Annotated in this window: 18 protein-coding genes; 10 read left to right on the forward strand and 8 right to left on the reverse strand. The window is 70.9% G+C overall.

The genetic code is table 11. From position 1 onward, the window contains the following. Nucleotides 1-13: 13 nt before the first annotated feature. The 3 genes from WMF34_RS22600 to WMF34_RS22610 form a co-directional block, all read right to left on the reverse strand. Entirely contained in the window at nt 14-412 is a 399-nt protein-coding gene (locus WMF34_RS22600) for a type II toxin-antitoxin system VapC family toxin (RefSeq protein ID WP_437994517.1), read from the reverse strand. Nucleotides 413-662: 250 nt separating this feature from the next. Then, entirely contained in the window at nt 663-2,123 is a 1,461-nt protein-coding gene (locus tag WMF34_RS22605) for an MATE family efflux transporter (protein ID WP_012237005.1), read from the reverse strand. Nucleotides 2,124-2,298: 175 nt separating this feature from the next. After that, nucleotides 2,299-3,396: a Nif3-like dinuclear metal center hexameric protein gene (locus tag WMF34_RS22610; protein WP_437994518.1), complete on the reverse strand. Its 1,098-nt coding sequence runs from the start codon at nt 3,394-3,396 to the stop codon at nt 2,299-2,301. Nucleotides 3,397-3,656: 260 nt separating this feature from the next. Here WMF34_RS22610 and WMF34_RS22615 point away from each other — a divergent pair, with 260 nt between their 5' ends. From WMF34_RS22615 to WMF34_RS22625, 3 genes are all read left to right on the forward strand, one after another. Then, nucleotides 3,657-4,868, forward strand: a complete 1,212-nt coding sequence (locus tag WMF34_RS22615) for a ferritin-like domain-containing protein (RefSeq protein ID WP_437994519.1) — start codon at nt 3,657-3,659, stop codon at nt 4,866-4,868. Nucleotides 4,869-4,996: 128 nt separating this feature from the next. Further along, nucleotides 4,997-5,461 (forward strand): DUF3565 domain-containing protein, encoded by a 465-nt coding sequence (locus tag WMF34_RS22620; protein WP_437994520.1) that lies wholly within the window; start codon nt 4,997-4,999, stop codon nt 5,459-5,461. 45 nt (nt 5,462-5,506) lie between these two features. Continuing rightward, a complete protein-coding gene (locus WMF34_RS22625; RefSeq protein WP_437994521.1) occupies nt 5,507-6,256 on the forward strand; it encodes a hypothetical protein in 750 nt (249 codons plus the stop codon). 159 nt (nt 6,257-6,415) lie between these two features. Here WMF34_RS22625 and lspA read toward each other — a convergent pair whose 3' ends face one another. Then, on the reverse strand, nt 6,416-6,907 hold the full coding sequence (gene lspA, locus WMF34_RS22630; RefSeq protein WP_012237010.1) for a signal peptidase II: 492 nt from the start codon (nt 6,905-6,907) through the stop codon (nt 6,416-6,418). A gap of 186 nt (nt 6,908-7,093) precedes the next feature. Here lspA and WMF34_RS22635 point away from each other — a divergent pair, with 186 nt between their 5' ends. Continuing rightward, a complete protein-coding gene (locus WMF34_RS22635) occupies nt 7,094-7,264 on the forward strand; it encodes a hypothetical protein (RefSeq protein WP_012237011.1) in 171 nt (56 codons plus the stop codon). Between the two features lie 984 nt (nt 7,265-8,248). On the opposite strand, the gene WMF34_RS22640 is transcribed toward WMF34_RS22635, so the two are convergent. From WMF34_RS22640 to WMF34_RS22655, 4 genes are all read right to left on the reverse strand, one after another. Then, complete coding sequence (locus WMF34_RS22640) at nt 8,249-9,634, reverse strand: DUF1552 domain-containing protein (RefSeq protein WP_012237013.1); 1,386 nt, start codon at nt 9,632-9,634, stop codon at nt 8,249-8,251. 22 nt (nt 9,635-9,656) lie between these two features. Continuing rightward, a complete protein-coding gene (locus WMF34_RS22645) occupies nt 9,657-11,339 on the reverse strand; it encodes a DUF1588 domain-containing protein (protein ID WP_437994522.1) in 1,683 nt (560 codons plus the stop codon). 452 nt (nt 11,340-11,791) lie between these two features. After that, the gene (locus WMF34_RS22650) at nt 11,792-12,445 is read right to left on the reverse strand and encodes a Vgb family protein (RefSeq protein ID WP_012237015.1); all 654 of its coding nucleotides are present in this window, start codon (nt 12,443-12,445) and stop codon (nt 11,792-11,794) included. Nucleotides 12,446-12,472: 27 nt separating this feature from the next. After that, entirely contained in the window at nt 12,473-13,786 is a 1,314-nt protein-coding gene (locus WMF34_RS22655; RefSeq protein ID WP_437994523.1) for a helix-turn-helix domain-containing protein, read from the reverse strand. Nucleotides 13,787-13,885: 99 nt separating this feature from the next. Here WMF34_RS22655 and WMF34_RS22660 point away from each other — a divergent pair, with 99 nt between their 5' ends. The 6 genes from WMF34_RS22660 (at nt 13,886) to clpA (ending at nt 21,031) form a co-directional block, all read left to right on the forward strand. Beyond that, complete coding sequence (locus WMF34_RS22660) at nt 13,886-14,038, forward strand: hypothetical protein (RefSeq protein ID WP_437994524.1); 153 nt, start codon at nt 13,886-13,888, stop codon at nt 14,036-14,038. After that, nucleotides 14,035-14,817, forward strand: a complete 783-nt coding sequence (locus tag WMF34_RS22665; protein WP_012237018.1) for a DUF899 domain-containing protein — start codon at nt 14,035-14,037, stop codon at nt 14,815-14,817. The genes WMF34_RS22660 and WMF34_RS22665 overlap by 4 nt, the downstream gene beginning before the upstream one ends. Before the next feature lie 117 nt (nt 14,818-14,934). Beyond that, nucleotides 14,935-15,249, forward strand: coding sequence for a hypothetical protein (locus WMF34_RS22670; protein ID WP_044968978.1), 315 nt, complete (start codon nt 14,935-14,937; stop codon nt 15,247-15,249). 297 nt (nt 15,250-15,546) lie between these two features. Beyond that, nucleotides 15,547-18,123 carry a glycogen/starch/alpha-glucan phosphorylase gene (locus WMF34_RS22675; RefSeq protein WP_437994525.1) on the forward strand — a complete coding sequence of 859 codons (2,577 nt, stop codon included), beginning with the start codon at nt 15,547-15,549 and terminating at the stop codon, nt 18,121-18,123. Nucleotides 18,124-18,395: 272 nt separating this feature from the next. Next, on the forward strand, nt 18,396-18,719 hold the full coding sequence (gene clpS, locus WMF34_RS22680) for an ATP-dependent Clp protease adapter ClpS (protein WP_044965503.1): 324 nt from the start codon (nt 18,396-18,398) through the stop codon (nt 18,717-18,719). Next, nucleotides 18,716-21,031, forward strand: coding sequence for an ATP-dependent Clp protease ATP-binding subunit ClpA (gene clpA, locus WMF34_RS22685; RefSeq protein WP_012237022.1), 2,316 nt, complete (start codon nt 18,716-18,718; stop codon nt 21,029-21,031). The genes clpS and clpA overlap by 4 nt, the downstream gene beginning before the upstream one ends. Nucleotides 21,032-21,155: the final 124 nt, after the last annotated feature.

Consider the following 21,155-nt stretch of genomic DNA (forward strand, 5'->3'; position numbering starts at 1 on the left):
TGTCGGCGCACGCCTAACATGCGTCGGCGAGGTTCACATGCGGATACGCGCGGATCTTCGCGTCCGCGGTGAGCAGAGGACAGCCGTGAATCCGAGCGGTGGCCACGATGATCTGGTCCGCAGGATCGCTGTGGAACTCGCCGGGCAACCGGGTCGATTCAGCAGCGATGCTCGGCGCGAGCGGCAGGAGCAGCACGCCGGGATACGCCAGCGCAGCTCTGAGCCAGGCGTCGATGTCGCACGGCAGCGCGAGCCGTCCACGCTCGACGAGCTTCGCCACCTCCCAGCAGGAGATCGCGCTCACCCCGAGGCCATTCGCTTCGCTCCGCCGTATTAACTCCGCCCAGGCAGAGCCGAGGCGCTCATCGCGCTGGACCCACCATACCCAGGCGTGGGTATCCAGAACGATCATCGTTCCGCCTCCCACCCTCCGGGCTCTGCCGGAGAGAACGGGTCGTCAAAGCGGTATGGCGTTCCCTGCAGCGGGTATGCCGAAGACTGCGGCCGCTCCTTGACGAGCACGATCACCTCCACGCTCGTCCCGGGGCCGAGCGGCAGCCCCTCGATCGTCAGAGTTCCATCCGGCCGGACCGTCGCCTCAAGGCGGTGCGCTTCCATGGCTCAGTATAGCCTGGCGCCGCCCCGCTCGGCCCCGCGGCGGCTCAGACGCGCCGCAGCTTCCACGCGCCGCGGCGGAACACGAGCCCGCCCGCGACGGCCAACGTCGAGAACGCCGCCGCGATCGCGACGAACACGCCCGCCGGGCCGAGCCCCGCGGCGCCCGCGAGGCCCCAGGCGAGCGGGATCTCCCAGAGCCAGAAGCAGACGAAGTTCAGCAGCGTGGGCGTCCAGGTGTCGCCGGCGCCGTTGAACGCCTGCGTGAACACCAGGCCGAAGCCGTAGAACAGGAACCCGCACGAGAGGATCCGCAGCGTCTGCGTGCCGAACCGGAGCACCTCGGCGTCGTCCGTGAACGCGCCGACGATGGCGCCGGCGCCCACCGCGAAGGCGACGCCCACCGCGCCGAGCATGACGGTGGTCCAGATGCCCGCGCGGTACACGGCGGCCTCGGCCCGGTCGGGGCGCCCCGCGCCAAGGTTCTGCCCGACGAGGGTCGCGGCGGCGTTCGAGAGCCCGAGCGCCGGCAGGATCGCGAACACGATGACGCGCATCCCGATCGTGTAACCGGCGAGCGCCGCGCTCCCGAAGGGCGCGATGATGCGCACAAGGCCGCTCCAGCTCGCCATGCCGATGACGTTTTGCAGCGCGCCGTTCGCGAAGAGCCGCAGCAGCGCCGCGAGCGCCGCCGGGTCGGGGACGAGGTGCCGCGCTCGCACCCTCACCCGGCCGCTGCCGCGCGTGAGGAAGAAGACCTGCAGCGCGACGCCAGTCCCGCGGCCAAGGGTCGTCCCGACCGCCGCGCCGGCCACGCCGAGCTCCGGGAACGGGCCGAGGCCGAAGATGAGGCACGGGCCGAGCGCCATGTTCAGCGCGTTCGAGAGCCAGAGCACCCGCATCGACAGCGCCGCGTCGCCCGCCCCGCGGAAGATCGCATTGATGACGAACAGCATCAGGATCGTCGCGTTGCCGAGCAGCATGATCGAGGCGAACGGCGCGCCGATCGCGATCACCCCGGGCGTCGCCCCCATCGCCGCGAGCAGCCGCGACGCGAGCAGCGCGCCGACCGCCGAGATCGGCAGCGAGATGAGCAGGCCGAGCACGATCGCCTGCCCCGCCATGGCGGCCGCCTCCTCATGGCGCCCCTCGCCGACCCGCCGCGCGACCGTCGCGGACGCGGCGACCGCGAGGCCCATCGCGATGGCGTAGACGAGCGCGAGGAGCGACTCCGTGAGCCCGACGGCGGCGACGGCGTCGGCCCCGAGCCGCGAGACCCAGAAGACGTCGACCACGACGAAGAGCGACTCCATGAGCATCTCCATGACCATCGGGATCGCGAGCAGGGCGATCGCCCGGTCGATGGAGCCGGTCGTGAAGTCGTGCTCGCCGCCGCGGACCGCGTCGCGGAGCGTCGACCAGACGCCCGCGCCGCGGCGCGAGGGCGGCGACGGAGCAAGAGCGTCCGCGCGCAGGTCGGGGGCGGGTGGCGTGCCGTGGTCGCGCATGAGGGCCGGCAAGCTGATCGCTGCAGGCCATTTCGTCCAGCGGCGTTGCACACCTTCGCCAACACTCCCGTCCTCGGTCGGTCCCGACCGAGCCAGGGGACCTCGGTGAGCCGGGCGCGCCGCTGAACCCTGGTGTATGCCGCGCCCCGCCCCCTCCCGGCGCAGCGCCGCGTCGTCAGCGGATCGAGAACGGATCCCGGTCTCGCGCGCTGAGCTCGACGCGCAGCGACGGCACCGCGGCGCGCAGGCGCTCGGCGAGGCGCGTCAGGGCGGCGCGCTCGCTGTTCGAGTGCAACGCGCACACCACGGTGACGCCCGCGCTCGCCGCGCGGAGGGCGTCGTGGTGGCGCAGCTCGCCGGTCAGGTAGAGCTCCGCGCCCTGCGCGATGGCGTCGTCGAGGAGCGCGCCGCCCGCGCCGGCGCACGTGGCCGCGCGGGAAACGACGCGCTGCTCGGGGCCGGCCACGAGCAAGGCGTCGACCCCCAGGCCCTCCTTGACGCGGCCGAGCAGCTCGGAGACCGGCGCGGCCCCGGCGAGCGGCCCGATCCGCCCGATGCCGGCCCTGAGCGGCTCGGCGGCGAGCTCGACGAGATCGAACGCCACCTCCTCGTACGGGTGCGCGGCGCGCATCGCCTGCACGACCGCGGCGGTCCGGTCGCGGGGGAAGACCATCTCCAGCCGCACCTCGGCGATGCGCTCGAGCCGGCCCTTCTCGCCGACCGTGGGATTCGCGCCCTCCTCCCCGAAGAACGTGCCCGTCCCCAGCGTGCGGAAGCTGCAGCGCGAATACCGGCCGATCTGGCCCGCGCCCGCCTCGGCGAGGGCGTCGGCTACCGCGTCGGCGTGATCCTCGGGGACGAAGACGACGAGCTTGTGCTGCCACGCCTTGGCTGGCGCCCGCCGGAGCGGCGCGCGGTCCGCCGAGATCCCGAGCGCGTCGGCGAGGACATCGTTGGTGCCCCCCTCGGCGACGTCGAGCGCGGTGTGGGGCGAGTACAGCGCGATGCCGTCGCGGATGGCCGCGAAGATGGGGCTCGGCGCGACCACGCGCTTCATGGCCTCGAAGAGGGGTGGATGGTAGGCGACGACGAGATCGCAGCCGAGATCGCGCGCTTCCCGGGCGACCTCGGGGGTGTAATCGATGGCGAGGAGCGCCGCGGACGAGGGCCGCGCCGGGTCGCCCGCGAGCAGGCCGACGTTGTCCCAGGGCTCGGCGAGCCGGAGCGGCGCGATCGACTCGAGCGCTGAAAGGACGTCTCGGAGGAGGGTCATGGCCGCCTCTATACCAGCGGCGACCGCGGTTCGCCGCCCGCGAGGGCTCGCCGCGGCAGCGGCGCAATCGATGCAGACCAGGCCTGTGCCATGCTGTGCCGGGCATCCCGCGCTGAGAGGCTGCGCCCGCGGATCCTGCGCTGGTATGGATGCTGCTGCTCTCTGGCACCATGGCCAGTCCCCCCTCTTCTCCGGCTCAATTTCGGATCGCGCTCGCTCACCAGCTGACACGCGCGATCCTCGCCACAGCGACGCTCAACGTGGCAGTTGGAGGCGCCGCCTGCGGCGGCGACGTCACCCTGGAGCGCGCGTCGGGCGGAGGCGGTGGCCCCGCGTCGGGCGACGAGAGCTCGGGGGCGCGCGGAGGGATGGGCGGGAATGCCGGGCCAGGCGGCGATGCCGTCACGTCGATCCAGGCAGGCGGCGTCCAGTGGACCGAGGAAGGAACGGTCTGTGTCGCCCTGGGGACCTCGGGACAGGGAGGACAGGGCGGTGTCGGGGGAGCTGCCGGCGAAGGGGGGACTGCCGGCGAGGGTGGCATCGGCGGCTCCCCCGCGGGCACGTGCCCGACCTACGGCCCCTACAGCTCCTCCGTCCCGGGATCGGGGTCCGGTGCGCCCGCGGGGTGCTGGTACACAAGCCTCGGGGAAGGTGTCCTCCGAGGCAACGAGTGCTGCTACGAGTTCATCGCGACCTGCGGCGGCTCAGGCCGTCCGTTCCTCGTGGGCGAGCGCGCGCGCACGGCGCGGGCAGAGCGGCGAGCGGCGAGCGCGTGGGGCGCCGCGGCGCACCCGGACGTGGCGGCGCTGACGCCATCGACCCGCGCCGCGCTGGCCGAGGCGTGGCTCCGCGACGCCTTGCTCGAGCATGCGTCGGTCGCCTCCTTCGCGCGGTTCGCGCTGGAGCTGATGGCGGTCGGGGCCCCCCCGGACATGCTCGCTGCCGCGCACGAGGCCGCGGGCGACGAGGTGCGGCACGCGGCGCTCTGCTTCGGCCTGGCGAGCGCGTACGCCGGCGCGGCGCTCGCGCCGGCGCCGTTCGCGTTCGGCGGGCGGGTCGAGGTCGCCTCGGGCCTGCCCGAGCTCGCGGCACGCGCCGTCCGCGAGGGCTGCGTCGGCGAGACGCTCGCCGCCGTGCAAGCCAGCGAGCAGCGCTCGCGCGCCACCGACGCCGCGGTCCAGAGCGCCCTTGCCACGATCGCCGAGGACGAGGCCCGGCACGCCGAGCTCGCGTGGCGCTTCGTGGCCTGGGCGCTCCAGACGGGCGGCGAGCCTGTGCGCCGGGCGGTCTCCGAGGCGTTCGAGGCGGCCCTCGCCTCGCCTCCTCCGGCCGCCACGGCGCCGGACGCCGAGGCCGACGCCCTCGCCGCCCACGGGCGCCCTGACGGCGCGGCGCTGGCCGCCTCCCACCGCCGCGCGGTCGCGGAGGTCATCGCGCCTGCGATGCGCGCGCTGCTGGGCGCGTGGTCCTAGCAAGGACGCGATCCGACGTGTTGTACCGGAAGGTGGACGACGCGCAGGCGCAGGCGCAGCTCGCTCCGGACACGCTGCACGCAGATCGAGTGGAAAACCATCCGGAAGACGGTCAGTAGATCGAGACGATGCGTCGATCGATCACAGGCTACCACCAGGACGATGCGAACGATTGGGTGGCCGAGCTGAGCTGTGGACATGGCCAGCACGTCCGGCACAAGCCGCCGTTCTTCTCGCGCCCCTGGGTCGTCACGTCCGAGGGCCGCGCATCCATGCTGGGCACCGAGCTCGACTGCGTGCGCTGCGATCGGCTCGAGATGCCCGACGGGATGGTCGCGTACAAGCGCACGGCCGAGTTCGACGAGGTCACGATCCCCTCCGGCCTGCGAAAGAACCATTCCACCAAGTCCGGCGTATGGGGGGTGATCCAGGTGATCTCGGGGCGGCTGCGCTACCGGATCGATGGGCTCGGCGGTCGAGAGCTCTCTCTCGATCCGGAGAGCCCAGGGATCGTCGTCCCCGAGGTGCTGCACCACGTCGACCCCGACGGCCCGGTGCGGTTCTTCGTGGAGTTTCGACGCAAGGGCGGGTAACCCGACCGCTGAATGGGACGGTCGCACCAAGCGTTCTGCGTCCTCATGAGCCGATCCTCCATCGCCCTGCTGGTCGCCGCCGCCATCGGGTGTAGCCCGCCTTCTCCCAGCCCGTCGGCGAGCGTCTCCGCGGCTCCTGCAGAGCCAGGCCGAGCTCCGGCGCCCGGCGCGACCACGCCCCCGGCCGGCACCTCCGCCGCAGAAAGCCCGGCGCCCGCGGCAGCACCCCAGGCCGCCACGGACACCGCGGGCGGCTCCAAGGTGAGCCTCGACGATCCGCGGATCCAGAAGATCAGGGCCCGGTATCAGGACATCCAGGCCCGCAAGGACATGACGCGAAGCGAGCTCCGCTTCGAGTGCGCCGGCGGCGAGGGGCGCGGCGAGCTCCGGTTGTACAAGGCGGACGGCGCGATCCAGAAGGCGGAGATCGCGGCCGCCGACGCGGGGCACGGCGAGTCGGCGTACCAGTTCTACTACGACCAGGGCCAGCTGGTCTTCGCGCTGCACGACGATGGATCCTGGGCCTTCGACGGGACGAGGGGTACGCCGGACAAGCCGGCGACAACGAGCAGCGTCACGCAGCGCCGGTACTATGTTCACGAAGGCGAGCCCGTCCTCTGCATCAAGAAGCACGCGAAAGGCCCCACGGAGAAGCTCGGCCCCTTGCTGGAGCAGGCGCCCAACGGGCCTGACGATTGCTCCAGGGCCAAGGAGACGCAGCAGATCGCCTCCGCCGCCCTGGCCGGCGCGAAGCCCAAGACCAGGGATGAGCTGAAGAGGCTGCTCTGCAACTGAGCCCAGCGGCGCGACCGGGCGGCGAGCCTTCTCGAGAGTTTTCAGACACCGGACCGGAAGACATGCGGCGCGCATGCTCTTCCTCCAGGTCTCGCCGCCGCTGGTCGAGCTGCTCGTGGAGCCGGCATGCTCGGGCGAGGCTGTCTCACGAGGCGAAGCTCAGGACACCTCGCGCGGCTCCTGGCGCGCGCGCCGGAACATCGCGATCCCGAGCAGGATCCCGCCCGCCACGATGGCGATGTCAGCGACGTTGAACACCGGCCAGCGGTGAAGGTGGATGAAGTCGATGACGTAGCCGCGGACGCCGCGATCGATCGCGTTCCCGATCGCGCCGGCGACGATGAGCGCGTACCCGGCCTGCTCGGTGACCGAAGCGCGGCGGCTGCTCCACCAGCCCAGGAGCACCACGCCGAGGACGATCATCGAGCACACCAGGAGGACCGCCACCTTCGCCGGCGACTGGATGCCCCGGAGCAGGCTGAAGGCCATGTCGCGGTTCTCGGCGTAGCGGAGATCGAGCACCCCCGGCACGATCGACAGGGGACCTCGCCGCTCGAGCGCGGCCTGCGCGACGGCCTTGGTGGCATGATCGCACCCCACCAGGGCCAGCGTGAACAGAATCAGGACCCAGCCCATCACACGTCGCGCCATGGCCGATGGAACACGGGGGCCCGGCGGTTTGTTCCCGGCCTCTCACGTAAGAGAGGACGGAATGGAGCCGGCGCCGTCCCGCCTGGAGCAAGCGGCAGGTGAGGACGCGGCTCGCGCTGGAGTCGATGGCGGCCAGGCCCCCCGCGGACAGGCTCGCGGCCGCGCACGAGGCCACGGGCGACGAAGGTGCGCCGCGCCGCGCGCCGCTCCGGCCTGACGAGCGCGTACGCCGGCGCGGCGCTGGCCGCCTGTCACAGCCCCGTGGCCGCCGACGTCATCGCGCCTGCGCTGCGCGCGCTGCTGGGCACGTCGTACCTCGTCGGGAAGCGCGGGGCCATAGAGCATCGATCCGCCTGAAAACCAGAGAAAACAGCCGCCAAGACGCCACAAGTCGCCAAGAAAACACCAACCTTGACGTCTCATGGCGCCTTGGCGGCTCGAATTCTTGCTGCTTGCCCGCGCTTTCAACTCGCTTGCCGCTCCAGCACGCCACAAAGATTGCACCAGGGCCTGACACCCATTAGGATGAATCTTCATTCCGCACTCTATTCTTCGATACAACAGGAGCCATCATGCCCACTCTCATGCTTTTTGGACACGGAGCAGCTCAGGCCGGAACCAGCTTCGATTTTCGAAGGCCATCAGCAAACGCTTCGAAGATCTATTTCTGGGCTGCAGAAGGGAAGCCTTCGAAGGTCTACGACGAGGCAATGAGTTCCATCATTGCGAACGCAGGCGCAATCCCAGTGGGGTGGTCCCAGGAGAAGTCCAGCAGAATCGGCGGAGCTCAGATAACTGAGCACCTGCTACAAGACCCAACACTACCTCCCGATCTGGTGCCTTGGCTCCCCGCAAACTTTGCCACCTTGGCCCATAACACCAACATACATCCACTCAATGGCATCGTGTACCATAACCACGCAACAATCATAGCCAGCAACGTAATGGTCTTTCGACTCAACGACGGAGCAAATAGCGTGCGCCTATCGGCCATCCTAAACAACGGAAATTTCAACAATAGGCCTCTCAACATCGCGTGGCTTGTCTGTCGCGTGTAACCGCCCGCAGGCGGCGGAGCGGCCTCGGCCCTTCGAACCATGGACACGTTGTTGATACAGCATCACTCTTGCAGGAGGGGAGCGGATCGCGCAAGGAACCTTGTATATCTCCTCCGACCGGAGTGTCCTCTGGTCGTCGTGGGGCCCAGAGGGTCCGGTAACCTGGGGCCGCGGCGCGGGGCCCACCTGGGCCGATGGGGCACGGGATCGCGGCTGTTGGTTCCCGGTTTCTCACTCAAGAGAGGACTGTTTGGAGCGAGCGCCGCCCCGCCTCGATCAGGCGTCAGGCGAGAAAGCCCGGCAGCGGTCCGCAGTTCGGCTCGATGCCGATGCCCGTCGCGGCGTGGCCGAGCGCGTTCATCACGGACGTGAGCAGCTTGTTCGAGCTCTGCGCGGCGGTGTTGTTGATGTACTGGCCCACGTTCACGCCCAGGTTCTTCCCGCCGATGACCAGGTACTGCATGTCCCGCGGGTTGTGGCTGTGGTTCGTGCCGCTCTCCACGCCCCAGAGCAGGATCGTGTTGTCGAGCATCGTGCCGCTGCCCTCGCGGATGCCCGCGAGCCGCTTCGCCAGGTACGCGATATGGCTCGCCCAGAAACGATCGAACAGCATGAAGGCCTGGCGCGTGGTCATCGACTCACCACCGACGCTGACGCTGTCGTTCGTGCGGCTGACGTGCGCGACAACGTCGTGCCAGCTCTGGCCGAAGCCGAGGAGGCCCTCGTGGTGGCCGCCGGAGAAGCTGAAGTGGTAGTCCGCGACCCGCGTGCGATCGCACGTGAACGCGCTCACGATGATGTCGGCCTGGATCTGCGCCCAGCGCGTGATCGTCGTCGCGTTGTTGGTGCTGCCGTTGTAGCCGGAGGTGTCCGCGCGCTCGCACGCCGCGCCGGCCGGGACCGACGTGCCGCCGCCCATGCCCGCGATGCGCTTCTCGAGCTCGAACAGCGCTTCCACGTGGAGCTCGAGCTTCTGGCGCTCGGCCTGGCCGAGGAAGCCCTGGATGGTCTTGAGCTCGCGCGTGTTGATCTGGAGGATCCGCTGGTCGGCCTTGCGCTTCGCGGCCGCGACGGCGTCCGGCATACCGCCGGGCGTGGGCGTCGGCGCGGCGCCGTCGAAGGTGACGCCGCTGAAGATCGTGCTGAACGCGCGCGCGGGGTCGGCCGTGTGGGTCATGGGCTGACCGGGGCCGCTGTACGAGATGATATGGCGCTTGTCGGCGCCGCCGCGATCGGCGACGCACAGGTGGATGCTCGCGATCGGCGTGCCGCCGCGCAGGTCGGAGCTCTTGAGCAGGATCTGATCGAGCGAGGGACCGTTCGCGTGGTGTGAGCTCTCGTCGATGAAGCGCGCGCCCGTGAACAGCTGCGCCATGCCGGCCTCGTGGTGATTCCCGACCGTCCAGGCATGGTCGAGCCGGCGCAAGAACAGCATGTTGCTCTCGAGGCCGCGGAAATCGGCGAGCGGCTCCTGGAGCTGGAACGTCGACCCGCTGCCGGTCGGCCACCACTCGGGCGGGTGCGAGTCGGGCGTGAAGATCAGCACCAGCCGCTTGGGCACGACGGTCTGCGCCTCGACCTCGCGGTGGCGCAGCAGCGGCGCCAGGAAGATCGCGCCGGCCGCCGTCTTCAGGATGTCTCGTCTGGATACGTCGAAGGGCCTGGGCATGTTCGATCCTCGATGGCCGTAGCTAGTCGCGCACGCGCTCCACCGTGCTCGGCGACGACAGGAGCGCCACGAGCAGGTCGCGCAGGAGACCGGTGCGATCCAGCGCCGCCGTGCCCTGCACGACCGGCGGAATACCGCGCGCAGACTCGACCTGGCCGAAATAGAACCGGAAGGCCTGCCGCGCCACGCACTCGCGGACCCAGGTGCTGCGCGACAGCGCTTCTCCCAGCCCCGCGGCGCTGTCGTACTCCCCGTCGACGTCGGTGTTGAGCAGCCACCCCACCGCCTCGATCGGCTGCGGCGCGGCCATGGGCGCGGTGAGCGACGGGCTCCTGTACTGCTCGAGCGTCCGATAGCGGCCCGCGCCGTCGAAATTCTCGAGCATGAAGCCGACGTTGTCGATCAGCGCGTGGCAGCTCTTGCAGACCGCCTGCGCGTTGTGCGTCTCGTACAGCTCGCGCGTGGTCTTCGGGGTCATGCGTAGCTCGCTCTCTTCGATCGGCGGCGGCGTGAAGTTCTCGGGCAACGTGATGTGCTGGCACAGCAGCTGATCGCGGATGAACAGGCCGCGGAGCGTCGGGGACGTGAGGTACTGCTTGGCGGTCTTGGAGAGCACGGAGCCGAGGGAGAGCAGGCCGCTCCGCGCGGTGTCCGTCGCGCCCGAGGCGTCGCTGCGGTAAAACGCGGAGAGCGCTGGATCGGCCTCGGGTACAGGCGCCGTGAGCAGGCTCGCGATCGAGCCCTCCATGCCTCCGTTCGCGCGGAGGAAGCGCTGCGTCTCGGCGAACATCGCCCCCTTCACATCGGCGAAGCCGGGGAACACGTCCTCGAACTTCTCCACCTCGGCCTCGAACGTGTGCAACCGCAACCACTGGACGAGGAAGCGACCGAGCTGGTCGGCGGCGCCCGGCGTCGAGAGCAGCTGGTCGATGTGACCGGGAAGCAGCGCGGGATCGGCCAGCTCGCCGCGATCGGCGGCGGCGACCAGCGTCGCAGAGGGCGGCTCGCCGAGCACGCTGTACGAAAGGAAGGTCGCGATCTCGTGGTCAGTCAGCCGGAACGCCGCTTTCGCCTCGTCGCTCGGCGCGCCGATCTCGGTCCGGTACAAGAAATAAGGCGAATTCAGCACGCCCTTCAGCACCCAGCGGAACGGCAGCGCCGGATCCCCGGACTCGGCGGCGAGATCGAACACTTCGCCATAATTGGCCAGGTCCTCCGCCGTCGCGGGCCGCCGGAACGCCTTGCTGACCGCCGCGCGCACGAAGTCCGTTTTGCACGTCGCGTCGACCTTGCCGCACGGAATCAGCGCGCTGAGCTGCCGATCGCCGAGCGCAAGCACCGCGGCCTCGGCCTTGGCCGCGTACTGCTCGGCCAGGGTCACGCGGACGAGCCCGCTGGTGGACATGTTCGGATAGATGCCGTTGTCCGGCACGGGCTCCATGTCCGAGATGTCGATCGACACGCCGAGAAAGCGCTGGACGGAGCGACCGTACTCCTCCGGGGTGAGCAGCCATGTGCGGGCGCGCAGCGCCGCGGAGGCGGGCGTTGGCGCCACGTACGGCAAGCTCCCGTCGGCCTGCGGCGGGGGAACGTCGCCGCCGGTCTCACCGCCAGCCGCGCCCGAGGACGGATCGCCGAGCTGCCCTGTGCAGGCGGGCGCCAGAGAACCCAGGACGAAGATCCAGCCAAACGATCGAAGATGCATATCGGATCTCCACATGGGTACGCGGCGCCGTTCGAAACCGCTCCCGTCGAGGAGGCTGGAAGTCCAAACGCTGTCCGTAAGTCAAACCGCCCGAAGCCGCCCATACAGCGTCATTGTTGCGCTGCAGTGGATGGCGAAGGTCCCGCTGCGGCCCCGCTCCCCTCGCCCGCGGCGCCTTCGTTGACGTTGCTCTCGGCGGGGCCGCCGTGCCCCGGGCGGGCGACTCGCGGCGCCCGGTGTCGTCGCATTCTCGAACCGCCTCTCCCGGGGGCGTTGTATCGACGCAGAAATCTGCGCGCACCTTGCGCGCCTTCACATTCCCGAAGGTCTCGGTTTTGATCATCGCCGCGCGCAGCGGCACAGCCGTTTCCGGTCGGCGCGGTGCCACTCACGCTGTAAGTTTGTCTCGAACCCCTGGCCCGCTGCAGCCGGCAGGTCGAACCCAGGGTGAATCAGACCGCCTTTCGCGGCTTCTTCACCGCGCGGAGCCTGCCTGTCGCCGGGTCGCCGCACCACAGTCGGCCGCTCGCGTCGGCCTCGACGCCGGAGAGGCGCACGCTCTCCGGCAGCGCGAGCCGATCCAGGACCTCGCCGCTCCGGGGATCGACGCGGCGGAGCTCCGACGGCGCGCCCTCCGCTTCGCACATCACGCCGTGCCAGAGATCGCCGTCGGTCCAGGTGACGCCGGTGACGAGCCGATCGGAGACGAGCGTGCGGAGGACGGCCCCGCGCTCGGGATCGATCTTGAGGATCTTCCGCTCGCGGTAGATGCCCGCATAGAGCGCGCCGTCGGCCCACGCGAGCCCGCTCACGGGCGTCGCGTCGAAGCCCGGCACCTCGCCGACCGCGGCCCCGCTCGCGGGATCGATCTTCCGGATCCTGCCGCCCCCGACGACCCACAGGTGGCGCCCGTCGAAAGCCACCCCCGCGCTGGCGGGCGCCTTCAGGCGGCGCAGCACGCGGCCGCTCTCGGGCTCGGCGGACATGAGGTCTCCGCGATCGCCGTGCGCGAACCACACCGCCTGTCCGTCGAACGCGACCCCGTGGATCGACTCCACCCCTTCGAACGTGCGCTCCGCGATGATCTCGGCCTGCCGGGCTTTCACGGTCCACTCCTTCCTCGCCCCGCGCACTCAACCAGGAAGCGCGAGCCCGAGGAGCAACATTTGTGACGCGATCGACAGCGCCGCTCTGGGCCTCGCGTAGCGCCGCGAGGGGCCGCTGCCGGTGACCTCGACAGCGCGCGCGAGCGAGAGCTCCGCGAGCGCGCGCTGCACCGTGCGCGCGCTCTTGCCGAGCGCGGCGCCGATGGCCGAGGCGCTCCACGCGGCGCCGTCCGAGAGGAGCGCGCGGATGGCGCCCGCATCGCCCGGATCGAGCGGCGCGAGGACGACCACCGCCACGCCCGCGCCGAGCTCCCAGCGGTACGCATTCCCGAGCGCGCGCACGACCCCGGCGCCGCCGAGCTCGGCGCGCAGGCGCCCCACCTCGACGCGCAGCCGCCGCCGGTGGGACTCGTTGACCGCGCGGACGCCGAACGCGGCGCGCGCGAGGTCGTCGCTCGCGCTCGCCGCCGGGTGGGCGCGCGCGAGCGCCTCGAGCAGGGCGAACAGGACCGGCCGGCGCGCGAGATCGGCCCGCACCTCGCCGCCGTCGAGCACGCGGCGGCGGAGCGCGTCCACGACGACCCGCCCCGCGGGCGCAGCGACCAGGGCCTCGATGTCAGCGAGGCGCACGGGCTCGTCGCGGTCGCCCTGGACGAGGCGCGCCACGGGCTCGTCGTGCGCGCGGAGGAAGCGCTCGGCCTCGGCGGTGAGCAGCGGGTGTCCGCTCGCCCGCGCCCACGCCGCGGCCTGCGCGGCGGCGCGCCGCGCCGAGGACGCGCGCACGAGCCGCGCGTGGACCTCGGCGCGCACGAGCGCCAGCGCGGCCCTCGTGAACACCGGCGCGTCGCTCGTGACCGTGCCCTCGGCCGCCGCGAGCGCCCGCTCCGCCTCGGCGACGCGTCCTTCGAGGAGCGCGGCCCGCGCCGCGCCCAGGCGAGCCCACGCCGCGTTCGTGAGATCGCCGGCGCGCTCGAGGGCGTCCCCCGCCTCGACGAGCCCTTGCCACGCCTCGCCGATCTCCCGCTGCGCGAGCGCGATCTCCGCGAGGGCCGCGCTCGCGCGCGCCCGGGCGCGCTCGGCGCCCGCAGCGGCGAACGCCCGCGCGGCGCGGCCGAGAGCGGCCTTCGCTTCCGGATAGGCGCCCATCTGCGCGAGCGCGATCCCGCGGAGCGCGAGCGCGTGTGGACCTCCGAAGGGGCCGACCACCTTCAGCGCGTCGAGCGCGTCGCCCGCCGCGAGCGAGCGGGCCGCCAGCGCGCCGAGCTCGGCGGGGACCTCGGCCGTCGCATCCATCGCGGCAGCGTCGCACGCCCGGCGGCGCGCGCCAACGGATCGCGACATCGATGTTGCTGTCGCGGCCAGAGGCGCCGTGGTCATTTCCACGGGTCAGCGGCCGGCGCGGCGAGGCGCCGCGCGCGCCGCCCACAGGAGGAGATCCCCATGTGCCCTGCGTGCCTCGCGTCCATCGGATGGGTCCTCGCCCAGGCGGCCTCCGCCGGCGCGGTGACCGCGATCGCCGTCAAGAAGCTCCGGAACCGGAACCATGGCAGGAGCGCCGCCGGCGCCCCCGCGTTGAAGGGAGAGCGCCGATGAGCCGCGCCAAGATCGCTTCAAGGGAAGAGTGGCTGGCGGCGCGCCTCGCGCTGCTGGAGAGAGAGAAAGAGCACGACCGGCGGCGCGACGCGCTGAGCGCCGCGCGCCGCGAGCTGCCGTGGGTGAGGGTCGACAAGGCCTATGTGTTCGACGCCCCTTCAGGCAAGCTGACGCTACGCGAGCTCTTCGGCGAGCGAAGGCAGCTCCTCGTCTACCATTTCATGTTCGCGCCGAGCTGGGAGGAGGGCTGCAAGAGCTGCTCGTACGTGGCCGACAACATCCAGGGTGGCCACGTCCACCTGGCCGCCCGCGACACGGCGTATTGCGCCGTCTCCCGCGCGCCGCTCGCCAAGATCGAGGCGTTCAAGGCGCGAATGGGCTGGACGTTCCCGTGGGTCTCCTCGGGGGAGACGGACTTCAACCATGACTACCACGTCTCGTTCCGTGAGGAGGAGCGCGCGCGAGGAGAGATGGAGTACAACTACAAGAAGGCGAGCTCCCCCTTCCCCGAGGCTCCTGGGCTGAGCGTCTTCGCCCGCGAGGGCGACGAGGTCTTCCACACCTACTCGACGTATGCGCGCGGGCTCGACGTCCTGATCGGCACCTACAACTACCTGGATCTCACGCCCCTCGGCCGGGACGAGGCCGCGCTCCCTTACACGATGGCGTGGGTCCGCCATCACGACAGGTACCCCACGACGTCAGGCACCTCGCGAAGCGAAGCCGCTGGGGAAGGCGGCTCGTGTGGGTGCGCCGCTTCGGCGCGCGGGCCCGGGTGACCCGGACTCCTCGCGGATTCCGCGCAGATCACGCGCGCCGCCCGCAGCGCGCGGAGCCCGGCCCCCGGTTTGTTGGCCGAGCCGACCGCGTCGACGGACACTGGCGAGACGGTCGCGATGAAGAAGTGGAGCTTCCTGGCCCTGGGGCGCAGCTACGAGATCACGGATTATGGCCCCAGGTTCGGGATCGAGGTCACACGGAACGGCTACACGGTGTGGACCGGCTACCGTGACGGAGCGCGGCTCGTGACGGACACGAGCACCCTGCCGTCGCGCGAGCTCGTGGCGCTCCGCGAGGAGCTCGCCCTGCGGGGGAGCTCCTGGAGCGCCACCCCGGGGACGGGCGCGGGTCTGCGCGCGCGCCGGCCGCAGCGCGCGGTCGAGCAGCTCGATCTTCTCGGGGCACCGCTGCTCGGCGGCTGCCCGCGCTGAGACGACGCGAGCGCGCCCGGCTTCACCGCCGGAGCGGGTCGACACACCTCCGCCCGCGTCAGCGAGCGTGCGCCCGCCGCCGCCCACGCCGCCGCGCCCCGCCAGCCGTCGGCCATCCCGCCGCTCTGCCGCGGCGCCGGCTGACAGCGCTCGCCCTGCACCAGGTCGCCGGGCTGGATTCCGCTCCCATCACAATTTAACCCGGGGACCCTCGACAAGCCCCGCCCACACGGAACCTCATCCGGGCACGTCGCGCAGCCAACCAGGGCGGGCCAGATCCGTCTAAAGTGCGCCGCCATGGCCAACCCGATCGACGCCGATCCCAACCGTCAGAGAGAAACCCCCGCCCAGAGAGACGGCAACGCCCAGCAGCGCGACACCTCCGCCGCATTTTTCCGCGGCAACCCGGCGCCGGACGCCCGCACCGGCATGCACCCGATCGCGTTGCGCCGCGCCTTCGCCGATCACCTGCACTACTCGCGCGCCCGGGAGTCCATGTCCGCCACGCCGTTCGACCGGTACGTCGCCCTCGCCCTCTCGGCGCGCGACCGCCTCGTCGACCGGTGGACGAAGACACAGCACACCTACTACGAGCAGGACGTCAAGCGCGGCTACTACCTCTCCGCAGAGTTCCTCCTCGGCCGGGCGCTCGTCGCCAACCTGCAGGCGCTCGACATCTACGACAGCTACAAGACCGTGCTCGGCGAGCTCGGCCTCGACCTCGATGAGCTCGTCGAGCAGGAGCCCGACGCCGGGCTCGGCAACGGCGGCCTCGGGCGGCTCGCCGCCTGCTTCCTCGACTCCATGGCCACGATCGGCCTGCCCACCTACGGGTACGGCATCCGGTACGAGTTCGGCATCTTCGAGCAGGTCATCCGCGACGGCTACCAGGTCGAGCGCGCCGACGAATGGCTCCGCTTCGGCAACCCCTGGGAGATCGAGCGCCCCGAGCACGCCGTCCCCGTCTCGTTCGGCGGCTACACCGAGCGCGTCCCCGACAAGCGCGGCGGCTTCCGCGTGGTCTGGCGCCACTCCGAGCAGGTCATCGGCGTCCCGTTCGACACGCCCATCGCGGGCTACCAGTCGAACACCGTCAACACCCTCCGCCTCTGGTCGGCCCGCGCGGGCGAGGAGTTCGACTTCGAGCTCTTCAACGCCGGCGACTACGTGCACGCCGTCCACGAGAAGAACCAGTCGGAGGTCATCTCCAAGGTCCTCTACCCGAACGACAACTTCGACAAGGGCAAGGAGCTGCGCCTCCGGCAGGAGTACTTCTTCGTCGCCTGCTCCATCGCCGACATCGTGAACCGCTACAACCGCGTCCACCCGGACTTCTCGCGCTTCGCGGAGAAGAACGCGATCCAGCTGAACGACACCCACCCCGCCATCGCGATCGCCGAGCTGATGCGCGTCCTCATCGACGACCACCTGCTCCCCTGGGAGGACGCGTGGAAGCAGACGGTCGGGGCCTTCGGGTACACGAACCACACCCTGCTGCCCGAGGCGCTCGAGCGCTGGCCCGTCGCGCTCTTCGAGCGGCTCCTGCCGCGGCACCTCGAGATCATCTACGAGATCAACCGGCGGTTCTTGCGCGAGGTCATGGACGCCCACCCGCAGGACCAGGACCGCGTGGCGCGGATGTCCCTCATCGAGGAAGGCCACGAGCGCCACGTGCGCATGGCCCACCTCGCGGTCGTCGGCTCGCACTCGGTGAACGGCGTGGCCAAGCTCCACTCCGAGCTCGTCAAGCGCGACCTGCTCCGCGACTTCTACGACCTCTGGCCCGAGCGGTTCAACAACAAGACGAACGGCGTCACGTTCAGGCGGTGGCTGCTCGCCTGCAACCCCGCGCTCGCCGCGCTCGTCACCGAGAAGGTCGGCCCGAAGTGGGTGACGGAGTTCGAGCGGCTGCGCGAGCTCGAGCGCCACCTCGACGACCCGGAGTTCATCGAGCGGATCGCCGCGGTGAAGCGCGCGAACAAGGTGGCGCTCGCGAAGGTCATCGCGCAGGAGCTCGACATCGTCGTCGACCCCTCCTCGATCTTCGACGTCCAGATCAAGCGCCTCCACGAGTACAAGCGCCAGCTGCTCAACGCGCTCCACATCGTCGCGCTCTACCTGCGCCAGAAGCGCGGCGAGCAGATCACGCCGCGGACCTTCATCTTCGGCGCCAAGGCGGCGCCCGGCTACCGGCAGGCGAAGCTCATCATCAAGTTCATCCACGCCGTCGCCTACGTGGTGAACGGCGACCGGCGCCACACCGGGCTCCGGGTCGCGTTCATGCCGAACTACCGCGTCTCGCTGGCCGAGCGCATCATCCCCGCCGCCGACGTCTCCGAGCAGATCTCGACCGCGGGCATGGAGGCGTCGGGCACCGGCAACATGAAGCTCGCGCTGAACGGCGCGCTCACCGTCGGCACGCTCGACGGCGCGAACATCGAGATCCGCGACGCCGTGGGCCCGGAGAACTTCTTCCTGTTCGGCCTGACCGCCGACGAGGTCATCGCCCGCCGGGGCGAGCACTTCGAGGGGCGCACCGCCGTGGCCGCCGACCCGGAGCTCCGCGAGGTGATCGAGCTCATCTCGTCGGGCTTCTTCTCCCCGGAGTACCGCGAGCTCTTCCAGCCCCTGCTCGACCGGCTCCTCGGCCGGGACGAGTACATGATGCTCGCCGACTTCAAGGCCTACTCCGCCTGTCAGCGCGAGGTGGAGGCGGCCTACGCCGACCGGCAGAGCTGGCTGCGCAAGTCCGCGCTCAACATCGCGCGCGTGGGCGAGTTCTCCTCGGACCGCACGGTGCGCGAGTACGCGCGCGACATCTGGGGCCTCACGCCCGTCGAGATCGACCTCGGCGCGGCCATGTCGCTCGTGTGAAGGCGCCGGCGCGCCTCCGCCGCGGGCCGCTCGCGCGCCTGCGGCGGGGCGGCCGCGCCCCGCCGGACGGAGCCAGCCGGACCAGGCCGGCGCCCGCGAACGAACCCAGCAGCACCCTCGTCCCGGTTCCATGAGCCGGGCGCCACGGCGGACGGAAAATCCAGGCCCGCGCGTGGCGAAGCGCGCCGCGGCGGAGCATGCTTCCGGGGCATGAGCCAGCTTCGTCGGCCGCTCGCCGGGGCGGGGCTCTTGCTATCCTTCCCGACGGATTTATGCCGAACGATCCTGAGGAAAGAGAAGACAGGCAGGGCGACCTCGCGACGGAGCGGGAACGGAAAGTCGAGAAGCCCCGCCGCTACAAGGTCGTGTTCCACAACGACGACTACACGACGATGGAGTTCGTCGTGCTCGTCCTCATGAAGTTCTTCCACCGCACCGAGACGGAGGCCACGCACATCATGCTGAGCGTGCACCACCGCGGCCACGGGGTCGCCGGCGTGTACACGAAGGATGTCGCCGAGACCAAGGTCGCCCAAGTACAGGACTTCGCCAAGGAGCACGGGATGCCCCTTCGGTTGACCGCCGAGCCGGAATGACCATGCGCATCAGCCCCGAAGTTGAGATCGCCTTTTCGCTCGCCACCCGGGAGGCCTCGCGCCGCCGGCACGAGTTCGTGACCATCGAGCACCTGCTCTACGCGCTGCTCTTCGACGAGGAGACGGCCGAGGTCCTCCGGCACGCGGGGGGCGACACCCCGCTGCTCAAGAAGAAGCTCGAGCGCTTCCTCGACGAGGAGATCGAGGTGCTGCCGGAGGACGCGGACACGAGCCCGACGCTCTCGCTCGGGTTCCAGCGCGTGGTCGGCCGCGCCGCGATGCACGTGCAGTCCTCGGGCAAGAAGGAGCTCAAGGGGGCGAACGTGCTGGTGGCGATGTTCGCCGAGCGCGACTGCCCGGCCGTGACGCTCCTCGGCGAGCAGGGCGTCAGCCGCTTCGACGTCGTGAACTACATCTCGCACGGCATCTCGAAGACGGGCCAGGACGACGGCCTCCGGGAGGAGCCGCCGGAGGAGGGCGGCGAGCCCGGCGCCGCGCAGCCGATCAAGGATCCGCTCGCGGCGTTCACGATGAACCTCAACAAGGAGGCGGCCGAGGGCCGCATCGACCCGCTGGTCGGCCGCGAGAACGAGGTCGCCCGCACGATCCAGGTGCTCGCGCGGCGGCGCAAGAACAACCCCCTGCTCATCGGCGACGCCGGGGTCGGCAAGACGGCGATCGTGGAGGGGCTCGCGCAGCGGATCGAGAAGAAGGACGTGCCCGCGCCGCTCAAGGACGCGACCGTCTACGCGCTCGACATGGGCGCGCTCCTCGCGGGCACGAAGTACCGCGGCGACTTCGAGAACCGCCTCAAGGCGGTGCTGCGCGCGCTCGAGAAGCAGCCGGGCTCGGTCCTCTTCATCGACGAGATCCACACGATCATCGGCGCCGGCGCCGCGAGCGGCGGGACGATGGACGCGTCGAACCTGCTCAAGCCCGCGCTGGCCTCGGGCCGCCTGCGCTGCATCGGCGCGACGACGTTCCAGGAGTACCGCGGCCACCTCGAGCGCGACAGCGCGCTCGCGCGGCGCTTCCAGCGCATCGAGGTGCCGGAGCCCTCGGTCGACGAGACGGCGCAGATCCTGAAGGGCCTGCAGAAGCGCTACGAGGAGTTCCACAAGATCACGTACACGGCCGAGGCGATCGAGGCCGCGGCGAAGCTGTCGGCGCGGTACCTGCAAGATCGCCGGCTGCCCGACAAGGCGATCGATCTGCTCGACGAGGCGGGCGCGGCGGCGCGCCTCCGCCACGGCGACGGGTACACGGTCGAGGCGGCGGACATCGAGCTCGTCGTCGCGAAGATGGCGCAGATCCCGCCGCGCCAGGTGTCGACGTCGGACAAGGCGCAGCTCAAGGATCTCGAGCAGTCGCTGCGCTCGGTGATCTTCGGGCAGGACGAGGCGGTGAAGCAGCTCGCGTCGGCGATCAAGCTGTCGCGCGCGGGGCTGCGCGCGCCGGAGAAGCCGATCGGCTCGTTCCTGTTCTCGGGCCCGACCGGCGTCGGCAAGACCGAGCTCGCGAAGCAGCTCGCCAGGGCGCTCGGCATCGGGTTCCTGCGGTTCGACATGAGCGAGTACCAGGAGCGCCACACCGTCTCGCGGCTCATCGGCGCGCCGCCCGGCTACGTCGGCTTCGACCGCGGCGGCCTGCTCACGGAGGCGGCGGCGAAGACGCCGCACGCGGTGCTGCTGCTCGACGAGATCGAGAAGGCGCACCCGGACGTGTTCCAGGTCCTGCTCCAGGTGATGGACCACGGCACGCTGACCGACAACAACGGCAAGAAGAGCGACTTCCGCCACATGGTGCTGATCATGACGAGCAACGTGGGCGCGCGGGAGCTCGCGCAGGCGCGCGTCGGCTTCGGCGAGCGAGGGACGGCGGGCGACGACGACAAGGCCTACAAGAACACGTTCAGCCCGGAGTTCAGGAACCGGCTGGACGCGCGCATCATGTTCCGGCCGCTGGATCCGTCGGTGATGGGCAGCATCGTGGACAAGTTCGTCGGCGAGCTCGCGGCGATGCTGGCGGATCGGTCGGTGACGGTCGAGGTGACCGACCGGGCACGGGCGGAGCTCGCGACGCGAGGGTACGATCCGGCGAACGGGGCGCGGCCGCTCGGGCGCGTCATCGAGAACGACATCAAGCGGCGGCTCGGGGACGAGCTGCTCTTCGGGGCCCTCGAGAACGGGGGCAACGTCGCGGTCGACTTCGAAGGCGGGGAGTTCACGTTCAAGTTCTCGGCGGCGAACGGGGGAGGCGCGGAGAAGGCGAAGGCGAACGGGGCGGCGGTCGAGCCGGAAGCCGTCGGCTAGGACGGCTGCGACGGAGCCAGCGGGGAGGGGGTGCCCGTGCGCGCGGGCGGCGGGGGCCCCTCCCACGAACTCGCGCCTTTGGGGAGGCGATTGCCGTGAGTACGGGAGACGTGGGTCGGGAGGG

It is taken from the genome of Sorangium sp. So ce145 (assembly GCF_051525985.1).
Classification (GTDB): Bacteria; Myxococcota_A; Polyangia; order Polyangiales; family Polyangiaceae; genus Sorangium; species Sorangium cellulosum_B.

Coding starts and splice junctions, on each gene's coding strand:
- WMF34_RS22620 (WP_437994520.1), top strand. CDS start 4,997: ATGCGTCGATCGATCACAGGCTACCACCAGGACGATGCGAACGATTGG.
- clpA (WP_012237022.1), top strand. CDS start 18,716: ATGACCATGCGCATCAGCCCCGAAGTTGAGATCGCCTTTTCGCTCGCC.
- WMF34_RS22660 (WP_437994524.1), top strand. CDS start 13,886: ATGTGCCCTGCGTGCCTCGCGTCCATCGGATGGGTCCTCGCCCAGGCG.
- WMF34_RS22655 (WP_437994523.1), bottom strand. CDS start 13,786: ATGTCGCGATCCGTTGGCGCGCGCCGCCGGGCGTGCGACGCTGCCGCG.
- WMF34_RS22600 (WP_437994517.1), bottom strand. CDS start 412: ATGATCGTTCTGGATACCCACGCCTGGGTATGGTGGGTCCAGCGCGAT.
- WMF34_RS22675 (WP_437994525.1), top strand. CDS start 15,547: ATGGCCAACCCGATCGACGCCGATCCCAACCGTCAGAGAGAAACCCCC.
- lspA (WP_012237010.1), bottom strand. CDS start 6,907: ATGGCGCGACGTGTGATGGGCTGGGTCCTGATTCTGTTCACGCTGGCC.
- WMF34_RS22640 (WP_012237013.1), bottom strand. CDS start 9,634: ATGCCCAGGCCCTTCGACGTATCCAGACGAGACATCCTGAAGACGGCG.
- WMF34_RS22610 (WP_437994518.1), bottom strand. CDS start 3,396: ATGACCCTCCTCCGAGACGTCCTTTCAGCGCTCGAGTCGATCGCGCCG.
- WMF34_RS22670 (WP_044968978.1), top strand. CDS start 14,935: ATGAAGAAGTGGAGCTTCCTGGCCCTGGGGCGCAGCTACGAGATCACG.
- WMF34_RS22605 (WP_012237005.1), bottom strand. CDS start 2,123: ATGCGCGACCACGGCACGCCACCCGCCCCCGACCTGCGCGCGGACGCT.
- WMF34_RS22625 (WP_437994521.1), top strand. CDS start 5,507: ATGAGCCGATCCTCCATCGCCCTGCTGGTCGCCGCCGCCATCGGGTGT.
- WMF34_RS22645 (WP_437994522.1), bottom strand. CDS start 11,339: ATGCATCTTCGATCGTTTGGCTGGATCTTCGTCCTGGGTTCTCTGGCG.
- WMF34_RS22665 (WP_012237018.1), top strand. CDS start 14,035: ATGAGCCGCGCCAAGATCGCTTCAAGGGAAGAGTGGCTGGCGGCGCGC.
- clpS (WP_044965503.1), top strand. CDS start 18,396: ATGCCGAACGATCCTGAGGAAAGAGAAGACAGGCAGGGCGACCTCGCG.